This window comes from Pseudomonas taeanensis MS-3, from assembly GCF_000498575.2.
GTDB classification, from domain to species: Bacteria; Pseudomonadota; Gammaproteobacteria; order Pseudomonadales; family Pseudomonadaceae; genus Aquipseudomonas; species Aquipseudomonas taeanensis.
Genome location: NZ_AWSQ01000004.1, coordinates 1 through 17305, shown reverse-complemented (window position 1 = coordinate 17305; position 17305 = coordinate 1). Strand labels below are relative to the sequence as shown.

The window sequence follows — 17305 nt, the reverse complement described above, 5'->3', positions numbered from 1 at the left end:
TTCTTCTATTGATGGGTCGAGCGGGAGGGACGGTATGTTCGCTTTGGATTCGCGTTTGCAGCAGGACACTGTGCCCGTTGGGGACTTCCCGTTGTGTCGTCTGCTGCTGATGAACGACGCGCATTACCCGTGGTTTATTCTGGTGCCGCGGCGCGAAGATGTCAGTGAGCTGTTCCAGCTTGATGCGGACGATCAGCGGGTACTTTGGCAAGAAACCACGCAGTTGGCGGAAGTGCTCAAAGACACCTTTGCTGCCGATAAAATGAATGTTGCGACCCTGGGTAATGTAGTCAGTCAGTTACATATGCATGTGGTGGTTCGTCGCCGGGAGGATGCCGCTTGGCCGGCGCCGGTTTGGGGTAAGCAGCCGGCGCAGCCCTATAGTGATGAGCAGGTGGTGGCGATCAAGGCCAAATTGCGCTTGGTGCTGGCCGAGAATTTTTGTTTTGTCGAGGTGTAAGTGGTGAGTATGGAAGAGCGAGTCACTGAGCTGGAGAGTCGTCTGGCTTTTCAGGATGACACCATTCAAGCGCTCAACGACGAGTTGGTGGTGCAGCAGCGTTTACTTGAGCGCTTGCAGCTTCAGGTCGCAGCCTTGGCTAAGCGTCAGGAGGATATCAGTGGGCAGCTCGAGAGTACTGAGGATGAGGCACCGCCACCTCATTATTAACAGCTAATAACCCGCCGACTAAAAAGCCCGCTTAATGCGGGCTTTTTAGTCGGCGACGAATGTCAGTGGCGGGAAGGTAGGGCGGCAATTACATCTTCCGCTTGCAGGCCTTTGTCGCGCTGCATGACGGAAAATTCGACGCGCTGACCTTCGACCAGTACTCGATGGCCTTCACCGCGAATGGCGCGGAAGTGCACGAAAATATCGTCGCCCGAATCACGGGAAATGAAGCCGAAGCCCTTGGAGGTGTTGAACCACTTGACCGTGCCGGTCTCACGGTTGGTGGTGTTCTGTGTGGGGGCGCGGCTGCGAGTCTGCAGGCGCAGGTTGGTGGCTAGGTGAAGTAGCACGGCTGCGAGTACGGTTAGCAGGCTGAGCAGGGTGGCCGGTTGGTTAGCGATTACGGGCATGGGGGCCAGAAGGATCAGAGCTTGGAGCAGTGTGCCCAGCACCAGTAGAACAGAGACCAGGATTTGCAGTTGATGCCGCAAGCCGGCGTGCCAGATGGGGAGTTGCGGCGCCAGGAGCAAGTTAAGCAGGCCAAATAGAGTAAGGCCCAGGGCGTTTGGTTGTTGTAGAAGTGATGGGGCGTCATTTCCGAGGCTTGGCACAATGGACAGCAGCAGGGCGGCGAGGCCCGTAAGAAGGTGGACGATTTTCAACATTTTTAATCAGCTCACTTATTAAAAGGATCACCAGGACGAGCGGGTTCGCATGCTGTGCCATGAATAGAGGGCGTTGGAGCTGCGCGGAACCAGCCTATGCACTGACCCATAGACTTGGGTCGGATGCACGGGGCGTATTTAACAGCAAAGCGGGGGGCTACTCAAATCAGGCGCTTAGCACGGTCTCGGGGGATTCTGGGTGTACTTGGTTGCGGCCGTTGTGCTTGGCTTGGTAGAGCGCATCATCTGCGCGGGTCAGCAGGCTTTCCAGGTTGTCCCCCGCCTCGGCGAGGGCTATGCCAAAAGAGGCAGTGATACTGTCGAGCACTTTGTCGGTGCGGCGTACCTTGATCCGCAGCGATTGAATTTTCTCACGCAGTTTTTCGGCGTAGGTGTAGGCCATCGAAAGGTCGGGGCAGTCGCGCAGAATGATGCAGAACTCTTCGCCGCCATAGCGAGCGGCCATCGCGCGAGGTGGCAGCAGGTCACGCAGTAGCTGACCCACGTGCTGTAAAACGCGGTCGCCCAGTGGATGACCGTACTGGTCGTTGAATTGCTTGAAGTAATCGATATCCAGCATGACCAGGGCGACACCTTGGTGGTCGTTGCTCAGGGTCTTTTCCAGCAGGCGGGTAAAGGCATGTCGGTTGAATACCTGGGTCAGGCTGTCCAGGGTTGCGGCTGCATGGGCGCGATCGAGCTGGCTGCGTAGGTGTTGAATCTCGCCTTGCGCGGCGCGTAGGCGGTAGAGGAATTTCTCTTGCTGGTCCTGCATCAGCTGAGTGCTCTCCTGCAACTCGCTCAATACGCTGGGCAAGTCATCCATGAGTGGTTCTTGCAGTGCTGCCAGGCCCTGCTCCAGGCTGAGTTGGTAATTGCGACTGCCAACCAGACTGTGGGAAACATCGCCTTCAATGTCGTCAACCAGGTTGATGACTTGCTGTTGCTTGGCCTGTGCCTCCTCCAGTTCGCCGCGAATGATGTACTCGCGAAATAGCTTGGCGGCGGTTTCGGCTGGAAAGCTGTCGAAGTCCTTGACGATTTTGTCCAGGCGACGGTTAAGACCCGGCTCCTGGCCCTTGCTGTAGGTGTACCACAGGGCGTAATGCACCGGATTGGGTGGAATGCTGTGGCGCACCATCAAGGGTACGGCCTGCTTTAACAGGGCGGCCGCATCGCGGGTGTCTTCGGGGTACAGCTCTAGGAGGCTAGGGGCTTTGGTTGCCAGGCTCATGCACGTCACTGTGGCGAGTTGCGAATGGTCAGAGCATAGAACAAGCGCACGTCTACGCCTAGCAAAAGGCCCGAGCGAACGGGCCTTTGTGTATTGGTTACCGTGTGTTTCAAGTGTCGAGCAGGCTGCGCAGCATCCAGGCGGTCTTTTCGTGTACCTGCATGCGCTGGGTCAGTAGGTCGGCAGTGGGTTCGTCGCTGACCTTTTCCAGTAGTGGGAAAATTCCACGGGCAGTACGAACCACCGCTTCCTGACCTTGAACCAGTTGCTTGATCATGTCCGGTGCGCTCGGTACGCCTTCTTCTTCCTTTATGGAGGATAGGCGTGCGTAGGCGGCGTAAGTGCCGGGAGCCGGAAAGCCGAGGGCGCGGATACGTTCGGCGATTTGGTCAACCGCCAGCGCCAGTTCGGTGTACTGCCCTTCGAACATCAGATGCAGGGTGTTGAACATCGGGCCGGTGACGTTCCAGTGGAAGTTATGAGTTTTCAGGTACAGGGTGTAGGTGTCTGCGAGTAAGCGGGACAGGCCTTCGGCGATGGCAGCGCGATCTTGTTCGGCAATACCAATATTGATTTCCATACCGTTTCTCCTTTCAGGTGGCTTGAGTCTGGACGAACTCTTGGATGAACAAAGGCTAGCATGGCTCTTGTCGGAGTTGAGCCTGGCTTGTGTCAATAAATGCCATTGTTAGAAGTTATTGGCTTGCTGGGGTTCAATTCTTGCGCAGGAGTTTGGCCAGGGGCTTGGGGTGGGAAGTCGACAGCCACGCTGAATCCAGTCGAGCATCACTAGCGATCAGGATGCGCCGCCGCTTGGCTTTAATGCCGTCGACAATGACCTTGGCAGTCTGCTCTGGGTTGGTGCGGGTAGGTGCCATGTGCCGCACCCAGGAGTTGATAGTCATCAGCCATTCGAAATCCGTATAGCTAAGCTCTGCGATGGTTTGAGAAACCGCTACGCCGGCATTACTGATGCTCAATTGGGTGCGAGGGTCCACTCATTCGGCCTTGGCTAAGAGCGAGCGCGACGGCTCGGTCGGCGGCATTGAGCTGTTGGCAATCTTCTGTGGTCAATCGTGCGTCGGGGGCTGACCAGTGCCCGAGTTCGCGCCGGTGGCGATAGCTTGCTTGCAAGCGGCTGCATTAAAACTCCTTGGTTTGAACCTGGGCCGATTGTTTGCGGCCAAATGGCAGGCTGGCGAGCCTTGCGAGGCGAGAGTTTTGGGTGCAAAGGCTCAGCGGTGAGCCAGTTCAGGCTGCAGGTGTAGGGTGCGGTTGAACACTTCAACCCAGTGAGGGCTGAACTGACTGCCGGCCAGTCCGTTGATCTCCAGAATGGCGCGTAGCAATGGGCGTTTGCTCAGGGTCTGGTGGGCGCGCTCGTGGGTGCGGGCGTCGAAGGTGTCGACTATGTTGAGAATCAGAGCGCCTGGGCTGATCTCGGCCTCGTGCAGGCCTTTCGGGTAGCCGCTGCCGTCAGCGTGTTCCTGGTGTTGCAGGACGATTTCAGCGGCGGTATGCCAATGAGGTATGCGCTTTAACAGATCGTGAGCCAGGCGCGGGTGTGATTGCATCTGTTGGCGTTCTTCGTTGCTGAGGCTGGCTTCCTTGTGCAGCATTTCCAGGGGCAGAAAGGCCATTCCGAGGTCGTGCAGGCATATGGCCGCCGCCAGCTGTGCAGGTTGTTCCGCTGTGTCGCCGAGTTGGTTGATGGCCAGTGCCAGGTCTAACTGGCGCATGCCGCGTCCATGCCAGTATCGCGAGCGGTGTTCACTGGCCTGCATGAGTTCGATGAAAAACAGCAGGTCCGCATCGGGCTGGATGCCATAGCGCTCAAGCAATTCGGTAGTTTGTGCGTTGTTTGTGAGGGTGGGTTTCGGTAGGTGGGTGTTCGGGTCGAGTTGTTGAAGTAGTGCGCGGCGGATTTCCGTCTGTCGCGCGGGAGGTGTGGAGGCTAGTGTGCTCAGGGCTTGGCTGAGCGCGCTGAGCTGACTGGGGTCGAGGTGCGCGGCGCGGCCGCCGAGGTCTTGCTCGATCAGCTCTTTCAGGTGGTCGAGGCTGAGCAGGAGGATGTCGCCGAGCAGGCTGTCAAAGCGCAGCTGCGTTTCGCGCAGGCAAGCCAGTACGTCCTCGATCGCTTGGGGCAGTGGCATCAGCGTGCTGAGGCCGATATAGCCGAGATTGCCTTTGAGGGTGTGGACTTGGCGAAACAGGTCGTGTAGGCGTTCGCTGTCGTCCGGTGAGTGTTCCAGTTCGATCAGCAGTTGTTCGCTGCGCTGGAACTGCTCGGCGGCTTCTTGGCGAAAATCCTCGAGCAGTTCGCTAGGCAGCTCGACGCAGTGAGGTGTACTCATAACCGCTCTCCATAGGGTTTAGCGCTGAGTATAGGGCTGCCTGTCGAAAGCGGGAGGGGCGGCGGCTGCACGTAGCGGCTTAACCATATATAATCTCGCGCTTTGCCACGGTGCCCGGGTTGGTAGCTGTCAGGCGCAAGCGCCTCGCTACTCGATTGCAGGGCCGTGGGATGGCGCAATTGCCGGAGTGCCGCGCTTGCCTGTTAAGTCGGTGTGTGGGCTGTCGGCGCACCGAGAAGCTGGTCACGAGCGTCGCATTTTTGCGACCCAATGAATTCAAGACTCAAGAGAAGCGATTACCACCATGATGCGCAGCCACTATTGCGGCCAACTGAACGAAAGCCTGGACGGTCAGGAAATCACTCTTTGCGGCTGGGTTCACCGCCGTCGTGACCATGGCGGGGTGATTTTCCTCGATATTCGCGACCGTGAAGGTCTGGCCCAGGTGGTGTTCGATCCGGATCGTGCCGAGACGTTTGCCGCGGCGGATAAAGTACGCAGCGAATACGTGGTCAAAATCACCGGTAAGGTGCGTCTGCGCCCGGCCGGTGCCGGCAACGCCAACATGGCGTCAGGCGCTATCGAAGTGCTGGGTTATGCGCTGGAAGTGTTGAACGAGGCGGAAACTCCGCCATTCCCGCTCAACGAATACACCGACGTCGGCGAAGAGACTCGCCTGCGTTACCGCTTCATTGATCTGCGTCGCCCGGAAATGGCGGCCAAGCTGAAGCTGCGTTCGAGTATCACCACCAGCATTCGTCGCTACCTGGACGAGAATGGCTTCCTCGATGTGGAAACGCCGATTCTGACTCGCGCCACTCCTGAGGGCGCGCGCGACTATCTGGTGCCGAGCCGCACTCACGCTGGCAGCTTCTTTGCCTTGCCGCAGTCGCCGCAGCTGTTCAAGCAGCTGTTGATGGTGGCTGGCTTCGACCGCTACTACCAGATCGCGAAGTGCTTCCGTGACGAAGACCTGCGTGCCGACCGTCAGCCGGAATTCACCCAGATCGACATCGAGACCAGCTTTCTCGATGAAAGCGAGATCATGGGCATTACCGAGAAGATGATTCGTCAGCTGTTCAAGGAAGTGTTGGACGTGGAGTTCGCCGACTTCCCGCACATGGCCTATGAAGAAGCCATGCGCCGCTATGGCTCGGACAAGCCGGACCTGCGCATCCCGCTTGAACTGATCGACGTTGCCGATCAGCTCAAGGATGTTGAGTTCAAGGTCTTCAGTGGCCCGGCCAATGACCCGAAGTCCCGCGTCGCCGCACTGCGCGTGCCGGGTGGCGCGAGCATGCCGCGTAAGCAGATTGATGATTACACCAAGTTCGTCGGTATCTACGGCGCCCGTGGCTTGGCTTATATCAAGGTCAATGAGCGTGCCAATGGCGTCGAGGGCCTGCAGTCGCCGATCGTCAAGAACATCCCGCTGGACAACCTCAATGTAATCCTCGATCGCGTTGGCGCAGTCGATGGCGACATCGTGTTCTTCGGTGCCGACAAGGCCAAGATTGTCAGCGAGGCTTTGGGTGCACTACGCATCAAGCTGGGGCACGACCTCAACTTGCTCACCTGCGAGTGGGCGCCAATGTGGGTCGTCGACTTCCCGATGTTCGAGGAGAGCGATGACGGCAGCTTGAACGCGCTGCACCACCCGTTCACTGCGCCCAAGTGCAGCCCGGAAGAGTTGGCAGCCAATCCAGGCACCGCACTGTCGCGTGCCTACGACATGGTGCTGAACGGCACCGAGCTGGGCGGTGGTTCGATCCGTATCCATCGCAAGGAGATGCAGCAGGCTGTGTTCCGCTTGCTCGGTATCGAGGCGGCGGAGCAAGAAGAGAAGTTCGGCTTCCTGCTCGATGCGTTGAAGTTCGGTGCGCCACCTCATGGGGGCCTGGCATTTGGTCTGGATCGCCTGGTGATGCTGATGACTGGCGCTCAGTCGATCCGTGAAGTGATCGCCTTCCCGAAAACCCAGAGTGCCGCGTGCGTGATGACTCAGGCGCCGGGGGGCGTGGATAACAAGGCGTTGCGCGAGTTGCATATCCGTCTGCGCGAGCAGCCGAAAGCCGAATAAAAACCTACTGCGCTCGGCTATGCGGCGTTGGAAAGAGACTCGAAATGCTCATTTGCTACGGCAAACTCCGCTTTCTCGTCTCCTTTCACCTTGCCTAGCCTTCGCTTGTGACGGTTTTCAGATCGATCTGTGATCGAAATGAATGAGAGGAATACGGAGTGAGTTATGGCTGGTCATTCTAAGTGGGCGAACATCAAGCACCGCAAAGGGCGTCAAGACGCCAAAAAGGGCAAGATTTTCACCAAGCTGATCCGTGAACTGACAGTTGCAGCAGGTCAGGGCGGTGGAATACCAGCGGATAACCCGCGTCTGCGTCTGGCGGTCGACAAGGCGCTGACTGCCAACATGACGCGCGATACCATTGATCGCGCCATTGCCCGTGGGGTGGGTTCGGATGACGGCGACAAGGTCGAAGAGCTCAGCTATGAAGGGTATGCGCCAAGCGGCGTGGCGATTATCGTCGAGGCCATGACCGATAACCGCAATCGCACTGCCGCCGCAGTCCGCCATGCGTTCAGTAAGTGTGGTGGCAATCTCGGTACTGACGGTTCGGTTGCCTACATGTTCGACCGCAAGGGTCAGATCAGCTTCGCCCCGGGCGTGGATGAGGATGCCTTGATGGAGGCGGCGCTGGAAGCCGGCGCCGATGACGTCGTGGTCAATGATGACGGTTCGATAGATGTGTTCAGTTCGTTCGCCGATTTTATTTCGGTAAACGAAGCGCTGACCGCCGCAGGGTTCGAGGGCGATGAGGCCGAGATTGCGATGATTCCATCTATCAGTTCGCCGATCGACGACCTGGATGTTGCGCAGAAAGTCATCAAGCTGATCGATATGCTGGAGGATCTGGATGACGTGCAGAGCGTCTACCACAATGCCGAAATTCCGGACGAAATCATGGAACAGCTAGACTGAGCGAGCGTTGTGAGTAAGCCGGAAGTTGTCGGGCATGTGCTGCCTTGGCGCTTCCGGCTTTTTCATGGCTGTTTTGCGGGTGACGATGTGAAGGGCTGCCCCTATACTGCTGGCTGGATAAATAAACAGTATGGTGGCTGGCTCTGGTCGGCGCCTCGGTCGGATGGCAGGGTATGACACTGATTCTCGGCATCGATCCCGGTTCGCGCATCACCGGTTATGGGGTAGTGCGCGACACCGGACGCAGCTGTGAGTATGTCGCTTCGGGCTGCATCCGTACCGGCAGCGGGTCGATGCCCGAGCGCTTGCAGATCGTGTTTCGGGGTGTGCGTGAGGTCATCGAAACCTATGGGCCGGTGACCATGGGCATCGAGCAGGTGTTTATGGCGCGTAACCCGGACTCCGCATTGAAGCTCGGTCAGGCCCGGGGCGTCGCAATTGTAGCGGGTGTCGAAGCGGGGCTGGATGTGTCCGAGTACACCGCCACCCAGGTCAAGCAGGCTATTGCCGGTACCGGCGGGGCGGATAAAGAACAGGTACAGATGATGGTCATGCATCTGCTCAAGCTGGTGCAGAAGCCACAGATCGACGCGTCGGATGCCCTGGCCATTGCCCTGTGCCACGCCCATCATCGGCAAAGTCTGATTCCCCATGGTCTGGCAGGCGCCAAGCGGCGCAGTGGCCGCCTTCGTTTGTAATGTTATTTAAGGAACACAGCGGTGATCGGACGTTTGCGCGGCACCTTGGCGGAAAAACAACCGCCGCATTTGATTGTGGATGTGCATGGGCTCGGCTATGAGCTGGAAGTGCCGATGACCACCCTGTACCGGTTGCCCGCAGTCGGCGAGCCGGTGACCCTGCACACTCATTTGGTGGTGCGTGAGGATGCTCATCTGCTCTATGGCTTCTTCGAGAAGCGCGAGCGTCAACTGTTTCGCGAGCTGATCCGTCTCAATGGCGTTGGTCCGAAGCTGGCGCTGGCATTGATGTCCGGCCTGGAAGTCGATGAGCTGGTGCGTTGCGTGCAAGTCCAGGATGCCTCGGTGCTGGTGAAAATTCCCGGCGTTGGCAAGAAAACTGCCGAGCGTCTGCTGGTTGAACTGAAAGATCGTTTCAAGGCCTGGGAGGCCGTGCCGGGTATGGCGACCCTGGTCGTTGAACCTCGCGCCGGTGGTGCAGTCTCAAGCGCGGAGGATGATGCAGTCAGTGCACTTATTTCTCTAGGTTATAAACCACAAGAAGCCAGTCGCGCCGTCTCCGCTATTAAGGAAGATGGTTTGAGCAGTGAAGATATGATTCGTCGTGCCCTGAAGGGAATGGTGTAACTCCAGATGCTAGAAGCAGATCGCCTGATTACCGCCACACCCCGCGACCGCGATGAGCAGGTGGATCGAGCCATTCGGCCGTTAAAGCTGGCCGAATACATCGGCCAGCCGAGTGTGCGCGAACAGATGGAGCTGTTCATTCAGGCCGCGAAAGGTCGTAGCGAGGCATTGGATCACACCCTGATCTTCGGCCCGCCAGGTCTCGGTAAGACCACTCTGGCCAATATCATTGCCCAGGAAATGGGGGTGTCGATCAAGAGCACCTCGGGTCCGGTGCTGGAGCGGCCGGGTGATCTGGCTGCGCTGCTGACCAATCTTGAGCCGGGCGACGTGCTGTTCGTCGATGAAATCCATCGTCTGTCGCCGATTGTCGAGGAAGTCCTGTACCCGGCGATGGAGGATTTTCAGCTCGATATCATGATTGGCGAGGGGCCCGCCGCGCGCTCGATCAAGCTGGATTTGCCACCTTTTACCTTGGTCGGCGCCACTACCCGCGCGGGCATGCTGACCAATCCGTTGCGTGATCGCTTCGGTATCGTCCAGCGTCTGGAGTTTTACAGTGTCGAGGATCTGGCAACCATCGTCACACGTTCGGCAGGTATTCTCGGCTTGCCAATTGAGGCCCAGGGGGCGTTTGAAATCGCCCGGCGTGCGCGGGGGACGCCGCGTATCGCCAATCGACTGCTGCGCCGCGTGCGCGACTTCGCCGAGGTGCGTGGTCAGGGTGACATCACCCGAGAGATCGCCGATCGGGCGCTGAATCTGTTGAATGTCGATGAGCGTGGTTTCGATCACCAGGATCGCCGGCTGTTACTGACCATGATGGAGAAATTCGACGGCGGCCCGGTGGGGGTCGATAGCTTGGCCGCGGCGATCAGTGAGGAACGCCATACCATCGAAGATGTGTTGGAGCCTTACCTGATTCAACAGGGCTTTATCATGCGCACCCCGCGAGGGCGGGTGGTGACACGGCATGCTTACCTGCATTTCGGCCTGAATGTGCCAAAGCGCATGGGCGAATTACCGACCGCCGACCTGTTCGACAGCAGTGGCGAGTAAGAAAAAATACTTGCTGTAGCCAATTGGCAAGTTCAGGAGCTAGCACTACAGTATGCACGCGCAAAACGGAGTTCAGCCTTTCGCTCATCGTTGTCGAGTTTATTACGAAGACACCGATGCCGGCGGCATCGTCTACTACGTCAACTACCTCAAATTTATGGAGCGGGCTCGCACCGAGTGCCTACGCGACCTGGGCTTTGCCCAGTCAACGCTGGCGGGTGAGGGCCTGTTGTTCGTCGTGCATTCAGCGGAGGCGCGCTATCACGCACCGGCCCGTCTCGACGATGAGTTGCTGGTCAGTGCGCAAGTAATCGAATTAAACCGTGCCAGCCTGCGTTTTCGTCAACAGGTCAGGCGGGCTGCGGATGACGTGCTGCTCTGTGAGGGGCAGTTTTTGGTGGCCTGTGTGCGCGCCGACAATTTGAAACCCCGGGCTATTCCCCAAGCTTTGCGTACGGCCTTTGCCGTCCTGAGCAGCCCGGGTACATCCAAAGCAGGAGAGTAAGCGTGGAAGCCAACGCCGTTGACCACATGTCGATGTGGAGTTTGATTAGCAACGCCAGCCTGGTGGTGCAGCTGGTGATGCTGACGCTGGTGGCCGCTTCGGTCACTTCGTGGGTCATGATCTTCCAGCGCAGCACACTGCTGCGCGCCGCCAAGCGCGCCCTGGATAACTTCGAGGAGCGTTTCTGGTCCGGTATCGACCTGTCCAAGTTATATCGTCAGGCGGGTAGCAATCCGGATCCGGACTCTGGTCTGGAGCAGATCTTCCGCGCCGGCTTCAAGGAATTCTCCCGCTTGCGTCAGCAACAAGGTGTCGATCCAGATGCGGTGATGGACGGCGTGGCCCGTGGCATGCGCGTAGCCATCTCGCGTGAAGAGGAGAAGCTCGAGCAAAGCCTGCCGTTTCTCGCCACAGTCGGCTCCACCAGCCCCTACATTGGTCTGTTCGGTACCGTGTGGGGCATCATGAACTCCTTCCGTGGCTTGGCCCAGGTGCAGCAAGCGACCCTGGCCACCGTGGCGCCGGGTATCGCCGAGGCCCTGATCGCTACCGCTATCGGCCTGTTCGCAGCCATTCCAGCGGTGATCGCCTACAACCGCTTCTCCTCCCGTGGCGAGATGCTGATCGGCCGCTACTACACCTTCGCCGATGAGTTCCAGGCGATCCTGCACCGTAAAGTGCACACCCGCGACGACTAAGCCTTAGGCATTCTCAATACAGGTTTTCAAGCCATGGCCAGAATTCGCAACAGACGCAAGCCCGTCGCCGAGATGAACGTGGTGCCCTACATCGATGTGATGTTGGTGCTGCTGGTGATCTTTATGGTGACCGCGCCAATGCTCAATCAGGGGGTCAAGGTCGACCTGCCGAAAGTCAGCAGCGAAGTGCTGCCACAAGACAATAACGCCCAGGTACTGACCATTTCGATCAAGGCCGACAAATCCTATTACTGGAACATGGGCACCGAGGTCGATGTCGATACCGTGCAGGATCAGGCCATGACTCTGGATGAGATGACGCGTGCGGTGACCGGCATCCTGGCTGAGAGCCGTCGCCAGGGTAAGCAAGTACAAGTGTTCGTGCGTGGAGACAGGGCGGTCGATTACGGTACGGTGATGTTAGCCATGAGTGGCTTGCAGCAGGCTGACGTGGGTAACGTCGGGCTGATTACCGAGGCGCCCTGATGCAACAGCGTGAGCGCTCTTCTTCGGAAAGCCTGTTCTGGCCGGTGGTGTGGGCGGTGGCGCTGCACACCCTGATGTTTGCGATGCTGTTCGTCAGTTTTGCCTTTGCCCCGGATTTACCGCCGGCAAGGCCCGTCGTGCAGGCAACCTTGTATCAATTGAAGTCGCAAAGCCAGGCGACCACTCAGACCAACCAGAAAATTGCTGGCGAGGCGAAGAAAACCGCTGCGCCGCAGTACGAAACCGAACAGCTGGAACAGAAAAAAGCCGAGCAGCAGAAGCAGGCAGCGGCGAAGGCTGCGGAACAAAAGAAAGCCGATGAGGTTCGAAAGGCCGAAGCGGCTAAAAAAGCGGATGCGGCGAAGGCCGACGCTGCGGAAAAACAAGCTGAGGCGGCGAAGAAAGCCGCCGAGCAAAAGAAGAAGGCCGATATCGCCAAGAAACAAGCGGCGGACGAAGCGGCGAAGAAGAAAGCCGCCGAAGATGCCAAGAAAAAGGCGGCGGAAGAGGCCAAGAAGAAGGCAGCAGAAGAGGCCAAGAAAAAGGCCGCTGCTGAGGCTGCTAAGAAAAAAGCCGCCGATGATGCCAAGAAAAAAGCTGCTCAAGAGGCCAGCCGCAAAGCGGCTGAGGATAAGAAGGCTGCTGCATTGGCCGAGCTGCTGTCTGACGAAGTCGGTCATCAGCAGGCGTTAGCCGAAACCTTGGGTGATCAGGTGGCCGGTAATCTTGATGACTTGATCATTAAGCTGATCACCGAAAGCTGGCAAAGACCTATGTCGGCCCGTAGCGGGATGAGCGTTGCGTTACTGATTCAGATGTTGCCCGATGGCACCATTACCAATGCCAGTGTCACCCGCTCCAGTGGTGATGCGGCTTTCGATAGTTCGGCGGTACAAGCGGTGCGCAACGTTGGGCGTATCGCGGAAATGCAACAATTGGATCGCGCTACCTTTGATCGCTTATATAGGCAGCGCGCTGTCTTATTCAAACCGGAGAATTGAACTCAGTGAATACCCTGATGCGTATTGTCCTGGTGGGGCTGGCCATGTTGGTCGGCAATGTTCAGGCGGCTGACCCCCTGGTGATCAGTAGCGGTAGTGATCGTGCGACACCGATTGCCGTGGTGCCGTTTGGTTGGCAGGGCGGTAGCGTGCTGCCAGAGGATATGGCCGACATTATTGGCAAGGATCTGCGCAATACGGGGGTTTTCGAGCCGATCCCGAAGCAGAACATGATCAGCCTGCCGACTCAGGCCAGTGAACTCATCTATCGCGATTGGAAGGCTCTTGGCGCCCAATATGTCCTGGTTGGCAGTATGGTTCCCAGTGGCGGCCGTTTGCAGGTTCAGTACGCGTTGTTCAACGTGGCCACCGAACAGCAGGTGATGACGGGTAGCGTGGGTGGGGGAGTCGATCAACTGCGCGACATGGCCCATCATATTGCCGATCAGTCGTTCGAGAAGCTCACTGGAACCAAGGGCGCGTTTTCCACGCGCATGCTCTATGTCACCGCCGAGCGCTTCTCGGTAAACAATACGCGCTATACCTTGCAGCGCTCCGATTACGACGGCGCTCGTGCAGTGACCCTGCTGCAATCGCGTGAGCCAATTCTGTCGCCGTCGTTTGCTCCTGATGGCCGGCGCATCGCCTATGTGTCATTCGAGCAGAAGCGTCCGCGTATCTTCGTACAGCACATCGATACCGGCCGGCGTGAGCAGATCACCAATTTCGAAGGTCTGAATGGCGCGCCGGCCTGGTCGCCGGACGGCAGTCGCCTGGCCTTCGTGCTGTCGCGTGATGGCAACCCGGAAATCTATGTGATGGACATGGGCTCGCGGCAACTGCGTCGCGTGACCAATCAGGGCTCGATTGATACCGAACCCTTCTGGGGTAAAGATGGCCAGACCATCTACTTCACCTCGGATCGTTCGGGTAAGCCACAAATCTACAAAACCAACATCGCCAGTGGTGCGGTTGAGCGTGTGACCTTCGTTGGTAACTACAACGCCAACCCGAAACTCTCTGCGGATGAAAAGACCCTGGTGATGATTCACCGCCAGGATGGTTATACCGTGTTCAAAGTAGCGGCACAGGATCTTCAGCGGGGTAATTTGCGCATTCTTTCTGATACCAGTTTGGATGAGTCACCCACTGTTGCACCTAACGGCACCATGATAATCTACGCCACCCGCCAGCAGGGTCGGGGAGTCTTGATGTTAGCGTCCACCAATGGTCGCGTTAGGCTCCCTCTTCCTACCGCTCAAGGCGAAGTTCGAGAGCCTTCCTGGTCCCCCTACCTGAACTGATGCGGCGCTACACCTTTGCTACTGCTTGAAATACTGCTTAACACACTGGGGTTCATTAGGAGTTACATGATGGAAATGCTGAAATTCGGTAAATTTGCTGCACTGAGCTTGGCTCTCGCCGTGGCTGTTGGTTGTTCCTCCAAGGGCGGCGATGCTGCAGGCGAAGGCGCTATTGATCCGAATGCTGGTTACGGTTCCGACACTGGTTCTGTTGACGGCAGCCTGAGTGAAGAAGCGGCTCTGCGCGCTATCACCACTTTCTACTTCGAATACGACAGCTCCGACCTGAAGCCGGAAGCCATGCGCGCTCTCGACGTTCACGCCAAGGACCTGAAAGGCAACGGCGCTCGCGTCGTTCTGGAAGGCCATGCTGACGAGCGCGGCACCCGTGAATACAACATGGCACTGGGTGAGCGTCGTTCCAAGGCCGTGCAGCGCTACCTGGTACTGCAGGGTGTTTCCCCTGCTCAGCTGGAGCTGGTTTCCTACGGTGAAGAGCGTGCGATTGCTACCGGTAACGATGAGCAGTCCTGGGCTCAGAACCGTCGCGTCGAACTGCGTAAGTAATTCGCCATGCGTATGTGCCGTCGTGCTTTAACCGTTTTGGTGCTCAGCCTGCCGCTTGCGGCTTGGGCTGAGGTTCCTGTGGTGGATAACGATGCCGGTTACGGCAGTAGTTACCCATCGCCTGGTTATGACACGTCCGGCGCCTACGCCGGGGGAGGGGCTGAGGCCCCTGCCTCGGCGCAGGGCATGCTGTTCAATCAGCTGCAACAGATGCAGCAGGAGATCGCGCAGCTGCGCGGTATGCTTGAAGAGCAGCAGAATGAAATTGAGCGATTGAAGCAACAAGGCCTGGAGCGTTACCAGGATCTTGATCGACGCTTGAGCAGTGGTGCAGCAGGTGCTGCGGCCACCCAGAATTCCTCGGGTGAGGGTGCGAGCAGTGCTTCACCAACACCTACTGTGGGTCAGACTCAGTCGCCCGCCAGCAATGGGCCCGCCGATCCGGAGAAGGAGAAGCTGTTTTATGACGCTGCCTTCGATCTGATCAAGGTCAAAGATTTCGACAAGGCCAGCCAGGCTTTTTCGGCGTTTCTGCGCAAATACCCTGACAGCCAATATGCCGGCAATGCTCAGTATTGGTTGGGTGAAGTGAACCTGGCGAAGGGCGATCTGCAGGGTGCGGGCCAGGCTTTTGCCAGGGTCAGTCAGGCGTATCCGCAGCATGCAAAAGTGCCTGACTCATTGTTCAAGCTGGCGGATGTTGAAATGCGCCTGGGTAACGTGGACAAGGCCAAAGGCATTCTGCAGCAAGTGATTGCCCAGTACCCGGGGTCGTCGGCGGCGCAATTGGCGCAGCGTGATTTACAGCGCTTACCCTAAAGCTGAATATGCGATCAAGAAAACCCGCGCCTGTCGCGGGTTTTTTCGTTAGAATCTTCGCCCTTTTCCCGCAACGGAGGCGGATGGCCTGTTTAGCCGTCACGCCCGTGGCTATATGCAAAAAAACCTGCGAATTACCGAGATTTTCTACTCGCTGCAGGGTGAGACGCGCACTGCCGGCTTGCCGACTGTATTCGTTCGCCTGACCGGCTGTCCCCTGCGCTGCCAATATTGCGACACCGCCTACGCCTTCAGTGGGGGGGAGGTCATGTCCCTTGACGCCATTGTCGAGCAGATCGCCGGCTATAAGCCGCGTTATATCTGCGTGACCGGTGGTGAGCCGTTGGCGCAACCCAATTGCATTCCTTTGCTCGAGCGGCTGTGTGATGCCGGCTATGAGGTCTCGCTGGAAACCAGTGGTGCCCTGGATGTTTCGGCGGTCGATCCGCGGGTGAGCAAGGTGCTCGACCTGAAGACACCGGGCTCGGCGGAAGTGGCGCGCAATCGTTATGAAAATATCGAGCTGCTAACGCCGAATGACCAGGTCAAGTTTGTCATCTGCTCGCGCGAAGACTATGACTGGGCGGTGTCCAAGCTGATCCAGTACCGGTTGGATCAGCGTGCCGGTGAGGTGTGGTTCTCGCCGAGTCATCAGCAGTTGAATGCACGCGCGCTGGCCGACTGGATAGTGGCCGACAACCTGCCGGTGCGTTTGCAGATGCAGTTGCACAAAATTCTCTGGAATGACGAGCCGGGTCACTGAGTTGGCTGAGCTGTTGTCTTGTGGACTCCGCTGTCCCAGATGGCTGTTCAAGCTGTTCGGCGCGCCTATAACAAGTCTGGCGGGTCGGTAATAAAGAGGAACACCCCATGAGTGAAAAAAAAGCAGTCATCCTGCTGTCCGGCGGTCTCGATTCGGCCACTGTGGTTGCCCTGGCAAAAGCCGAGGGTTATGCCTGCTACAGCATGAGTTTCGATTATGGGCAGCGTCATCGTTCAGAGCTGCAGGCGGCCGAGCGAGTGGCCAGGCAGCTGGGCGTGGTCGAGCACAAAGTGATCGGGCTTAACCTGAATGGCATCGGCGGCTCGGCGCTGACCGACAGCAGCATTGAGGTGCCGGAAGGGCCGAGTGAGGGCATTCCGGTGACTTATGTGCCAGCGCGCAATACCGTGTTCCTCTCCTTGGCCTTGGGGTGGGCTGAGGTGCTGGGGGCGCGCGATGTATTTATCGGGGTTAATGCCGTGGATTATTCGGGGTACCCGGATTGCCGGCCGGAGTTCGTAGAGGCGTTCCAGCGCATGGCTAATCTGGCGACGAAAGCCGGCGTCGAAGGGCAGGGCTTTCGCATTCGGGCGCCGTTGCAGAGCATGAGCAAGGCTGAGATTGTCCAGGCTGGTATGCAGCATGGTGTGGATTATGCCCTGACGGTGTCCTGCTATCAGGCCGATGATCAGGGCCGCGCCTGCGGTAAATGCGACAGCTGTCGCCTGCGTGCTGAGGGCTTTGTGGCGGCGGGTCTGGCCGATCCCACGCGTTACGCTTAAAAATATTTCGCGAAGTGTTGAATTCCTGAATTAAATCAGTATCATGCGCCTCGCGTCGGGTCGTTAGCTCAGTTGGTA

21 protein-coding genes and 1 pseudogene are annotated in these 17305 nt (G+C 58.0%); 16 read left to right on the top strand and 6 right to left on the bottom strand.

The genetic code is table 11. The annotated features are described in order from the left end of the window. Positions 1 to 34: 34 nt before the first annotated feature. Positions 35 to 460, top strand: a complete 426-nt coding sequence (locus TMS3_RS13765) for an HIT family protein (RefSeq protein WP_025165859.1) — start codon at positions 35 to 37, stop codon at positions 458 to 460. 3 nt (positions 461 to 463) lie between these two features. Continuing rightward, on the top strand, positions 464 to 670 hold the full coding sequence (locus tag TMS3_RS13760) for a SlyX family protein (protein WP_025165858.1): 207 nt from the start codon (positions 464 to 466) through the stop codon (positions 668 to 670). A gap of 62 nt (positions 671 to 732) precedes the next feature. On the opposite strand, the gene TMS3_RS25620 is transcribed toward TMS3_RS13760, so the two are convergent. The 6 genes and pseudogenes from TMS3_RS25620 to TMS3_RS13735 form a co-directional block, all read right to left on the bottom strand. After that, positions 733 to 990, bottom strand: coding sequence for a cold-shock protein (locus TMS3_RS25620; protein WP_235576654.1), 258 nt, complete (start codon positions 988 to 990; stop codon positions 733 to 735). 24 nt (positions 991 to 1014) lie between these two features. Then, positions 1015 to 1335: pseudogene (locus TMS3_RS25800) on the bottom strand (cold shock domain-containing protein membrane protein); the annotation flags it as partial. 166 nt (positions 1336 to 1501) lie between these two features. Then, positions 1502 to 2569 carry a GGDEF domain-containing protein gene (locus tag TMS3_RS13750; RefSeq protein ID WP_025165856.1) on the bottom strand — a complete coding sequence of 356 codons (1068 nt, stop codon included), beginning with the start codon at positions 2567 to 2569 and terminating at the stop codon, positions 1502 to 1504. Between the two features lie 109 nt (positions 2570 to 2678). Beyond that, positions 2679 to 3149, bottom strand: a complete 471-nt coding sequence (locus tag TMS3_RS13745) for a Dps family protein (protein WP_025165855.1) — start codon at positions 3147 to 3149, stop codon at positions 2679 to 2681. Positions 3150 to 3282: 133 nt separating this feature from the next. After that, positions 3283 to 3549 carry an SDR family oxidoreductase gene (locus TMS3_RS13740; protein WP_025165854.1) on the bottom strand — a complete coding sequence of 89 codons (267 nt, stop codon included), beginning with the start codon at positions 3547 to 3549 and terminating at the stop codon, positions 3283 to 3285. Positions 3550 to 3804: 255 nt separating this feature from the next. After that, complete coding sequence (locus tag TMS3_RS13735) at positions 3805 to 4923, bottom strand: HD domain-containing phosphohydrolase (protein WP_025165853.1); 1119 nt, start codon at positions 4921 to 4923, stop codon at positions 3805 to 3807. Positions 4924 to 5227: 304 nt separating this feature from the next. Between TMS3_RS13735 and aspS the strand changes: the two genes are divergently transcribed. From aspS to queC, 14 genes are all read left to right on the top strand, one after another. Further along, positions 5228 to 7003 (top strand): aspartate--tRNA ligase, encoded by a 1776-nt coding sequence (gene aspS, locus TMS3_RS13730; protein ID WP_025165852.1) that lies wholly within the window; start codon positions 5228 to 5230, stop codon positions 7001 to 7003. 165 nt (positions 7004 to 7168) lie between these two features. After that, on the top strand, positions 7169 to 7918 hold the full coding sequence (locus TMS3_RS13725; RefSeq protein WP_025165851.1) for a YebC/PmpR family DNA-binding transcriptional regulator: 750 nt from the start codon (positions 7169 to 7171) through the stop codon (positions 7916 to 7918). Between the two features lie 173 nt (positions 7919 to 8091). Beyond that, on the top strand, positions 8092 to 8616 hold the full coding sequence (ruvC, locus tag TMS3_RS13720; RefSeq protein WP_025165850.1) for a crossover junction endodeoxyribonuclease RuvC: 525 nt from the start codon (positions 8092 to 8094) through the stop codon (positions 8614 to 8616). 21 nt (positions 8617 to 8637) lie between these two features. Continuing rightward, entirely contained in the window at positions 8638 to 9243 is a 606-nt protein-coding gene (ruvA, locus tag TMS3_RS13715) for a Holliday junction branch migration protein RuvA (RefSeq protein ID WP_025165849.1), read from the top strand. A 6-nt stretch (positions 9244 to 9249) separates the two neighbouring features. Further along, a complete protein-coding gene (gene ruvB, locus TMS3_RS13710) occupies positions 9250 to 10302 on the top strand; it encodes a Holliday junction branch migration DNA helicase RuvB (RefSeq protein ID WP_025165848.1) in 1053 nt (350 codons plus the stop codon). A gap of 52 nt (positions 10303 to 10354) precedes the next feature. Then, positions 10355 to 10807 carry a tol-pal system-associated acyl-CoA thioesterase gene (gene ybgC / locus TMS3_RS13705; protein ID WP_025165847.1) on the top strand — a complete coding sequence of 151 codons (453 nt, stop codon included), beginning with the start codon at positions 10355 to 10357 and terminating at the stop codon, positions 10805 to 10807. A gap of 2 nt (positions 10808 to 10809) precedes the next feature. After that, a complete protein-coding gene (tolQ, locus tag TMS3_RS13700; RefSeq protein WP_025165846.1) occupies positions 10810 to 11505 on the top strand; it encodes a protein TolQ in 696 nt (231 codons plus the stop codon). A gap of 33 nt (positions 11506 to 11538) precedes the next feature. Further along, a complete protein-coding gene (gene tolR, locus TMS3_RS13695; RefSeq protein WP_025165845.1) occupies positions 11539 to 11991 on the top strand; it encodes a protein TolR in 453 nt (150 codons plus the stop codon). Beyond that, positions 11988 to 12992, top strand: coding sequence for a cell envelope integrity protein TolA (gene tolA / locus TMS3_RS13690; protein WP_152985509.1), 1005 nt, complete (start codon positions 11988 to 11990; stop codon positions 12990 to 12992). The genes tolR and tolA overlap by 4 nt, the downstream gene beginning before the upstream one ends. Before the next feature lie 5 nt (positions 12993 to 12997). Then, complete coding sequence (tolB, locus tag TMS3_RS13685) at positions 12998 to 14296, top strand: Tol-Pal system beta propeller repeat protein TolB (protein ID WP_025165843.1); 1299 nt, start codon at positions 12998 to 13000, stop codon at positions 14294 to 14296. Between the two features lie 69 nt (positions 14297 to 14365). Next, on the top strand, positions 14366 to 14863 hold the full coding sequence (gene pal / locus TMS3_RS13680) for a peptidoglycan-associated lipoprotein Pal (RefSeq protein ID WP_025165842.1): 498 nt from the start codon (positions 14366 to 14368) through the stop codon (positions 14861 to 14863). Between the two features lie 6 nt (positions 14864 to 14869). Beyond that, positions 14870 to 15682, top strand: a complete 813-nt coding sequence (gene ybgF / locus TMS3_RS13675) for a tol-pal system protein YbgF (RefSeq protein ID WP_025165841.1) — start codon at positions 14870 to 14872, stop codon at positions 15680 to 15682. Between the two features lie 115 nt (positions 15683 to 15797). Next, positions 15798 to 16445 (top strand): 7-carboxy-7-deazaguanine synthase QueE, encoded by a 648-nt coding sequence (gene queE / locus TMS3_RS13670; RefSeq protein ID WP_025165840.1) that lies wholly within the window; start codon positions 15798 to 15800, stop codon positions 16443 to 16445. 107 nt (positions 16446 to 16552) lie between these two features. Further along, on the top strand, positions 16553 to 17227 hold the full coding sequence (queC, locus tag TMS3_RS13665) for a 7-cyano-7-deazaguanine synthase QueC (RefSeq protein WP_025165839.1): 675 nt from the start codon (positions 16553 to 16555) through the stop codon (positions 17225 to 17227). Positions 17228 to 17305 lie beyond the last annotated feature (78 nt).

What these genes read in the sequence shown, in the direction of transcription:
- TMS3_RS13765 (WP_025165859.1), top strand. Translation starts at nt 35, where the DNA reads ATGTTCGCTTTGGATTCGCGTTTGCAGCAGGACACTGTGCCCGTTGGG.
- TMS3_RS13750 (WP_025165856.1), bottom strand. Translation starts at nt 2,569, where the DNA reads ATGAGCCTGGCAACCAAAGCCCCTAGCCTCCTAGAGCTGTACCCCGAA.
- TMS3_RS13745 (WP_025165855.1), bottom strand. Translation starts at nt 3,149, where the DNA reads ATGGAAATCAATATTGGTATTGCCGAACAAGATCGCGCTGCCATCGCC.
- TMS3_RS13735 (WP_025165853.1), bottom strand. Translation starts at nt 4,923, where the DNA reads ATGAGTACACCTCACTGCGTCGAGCTGCCTAGCGAACTGCTCGAGGAT.
- aspS (WP_025165852.1), top strand. Translation starts at nt 5,228, where the DNA reads ATGATGCGCAGCCACTATTGCGGCCAACTGAACGAAAGCCTGGACGGT.
- TMS3_RS13725 (WP_025165851.1), top strand. Translation starts at nt 7,169, where the DNA reads ATGGCTGGTCATTCTAAGTGGGCGAACATCAAGCACCGCAAAGGGCGT.
- ruvC (WP_025165850.1), top strand. Translation starts at nt 8,092, where the DNA reads ATGACACTGATTCTCGGCATCGATCCCGGTTCGCGCATCACCGGTTAT.
- ruvB (WP_025165848.1), top strand. Translation starts at nt 9,250, where the DNA reads ATGCTAGAAGCAGATCGCCTGATTACCGCCACACCCCGCGACCGCGAT.
- ybgC (WP_025165847.1), top strand. Translation starts at nt 10,355, where the DNA reads ATGCACGCGCAAAACGGAGTTCAGCCTTTCGCTCATCGTTGTCGAGTT.
- tolR (WP_025165845.1), top strand. Translation starts at nt 11,539, where the DNA reads ATGGCCAGAATTCGCAACAGACGCAAGCCCGTCGCCGAGATGAACGTG.
- pal (WP_025165842.1), top strand. Translation starts at nt 14,366, where the DNA reads ATGGAAATGCTGAAATTCGGTAAATTTGCTGCACTGAGCTTGGCTCTC.
- ybgF (WP_025165841.1), top strand. Translation starts at nt 14,870, where the DNA reads ATGCGTATGTGCCGTCGTGCTTTAACCGTTTTGGTGCTCAGCCTGCCG.
- queE (WP_025165840.1), top strand. Translation starts at nt 15,798, where the DNA reads ATGCAAAAAAACCTGCGAATTACCGAGATTTTCTACTCGCTGCAGGGT.
- queC (WP_025165839.1), top strand. Translation starts at nt 16,553, where the DNA reads ATGAGTGAAAAAAAAGCAGTCATCCTGCTGTCCGGCGGTCTCGATTCG.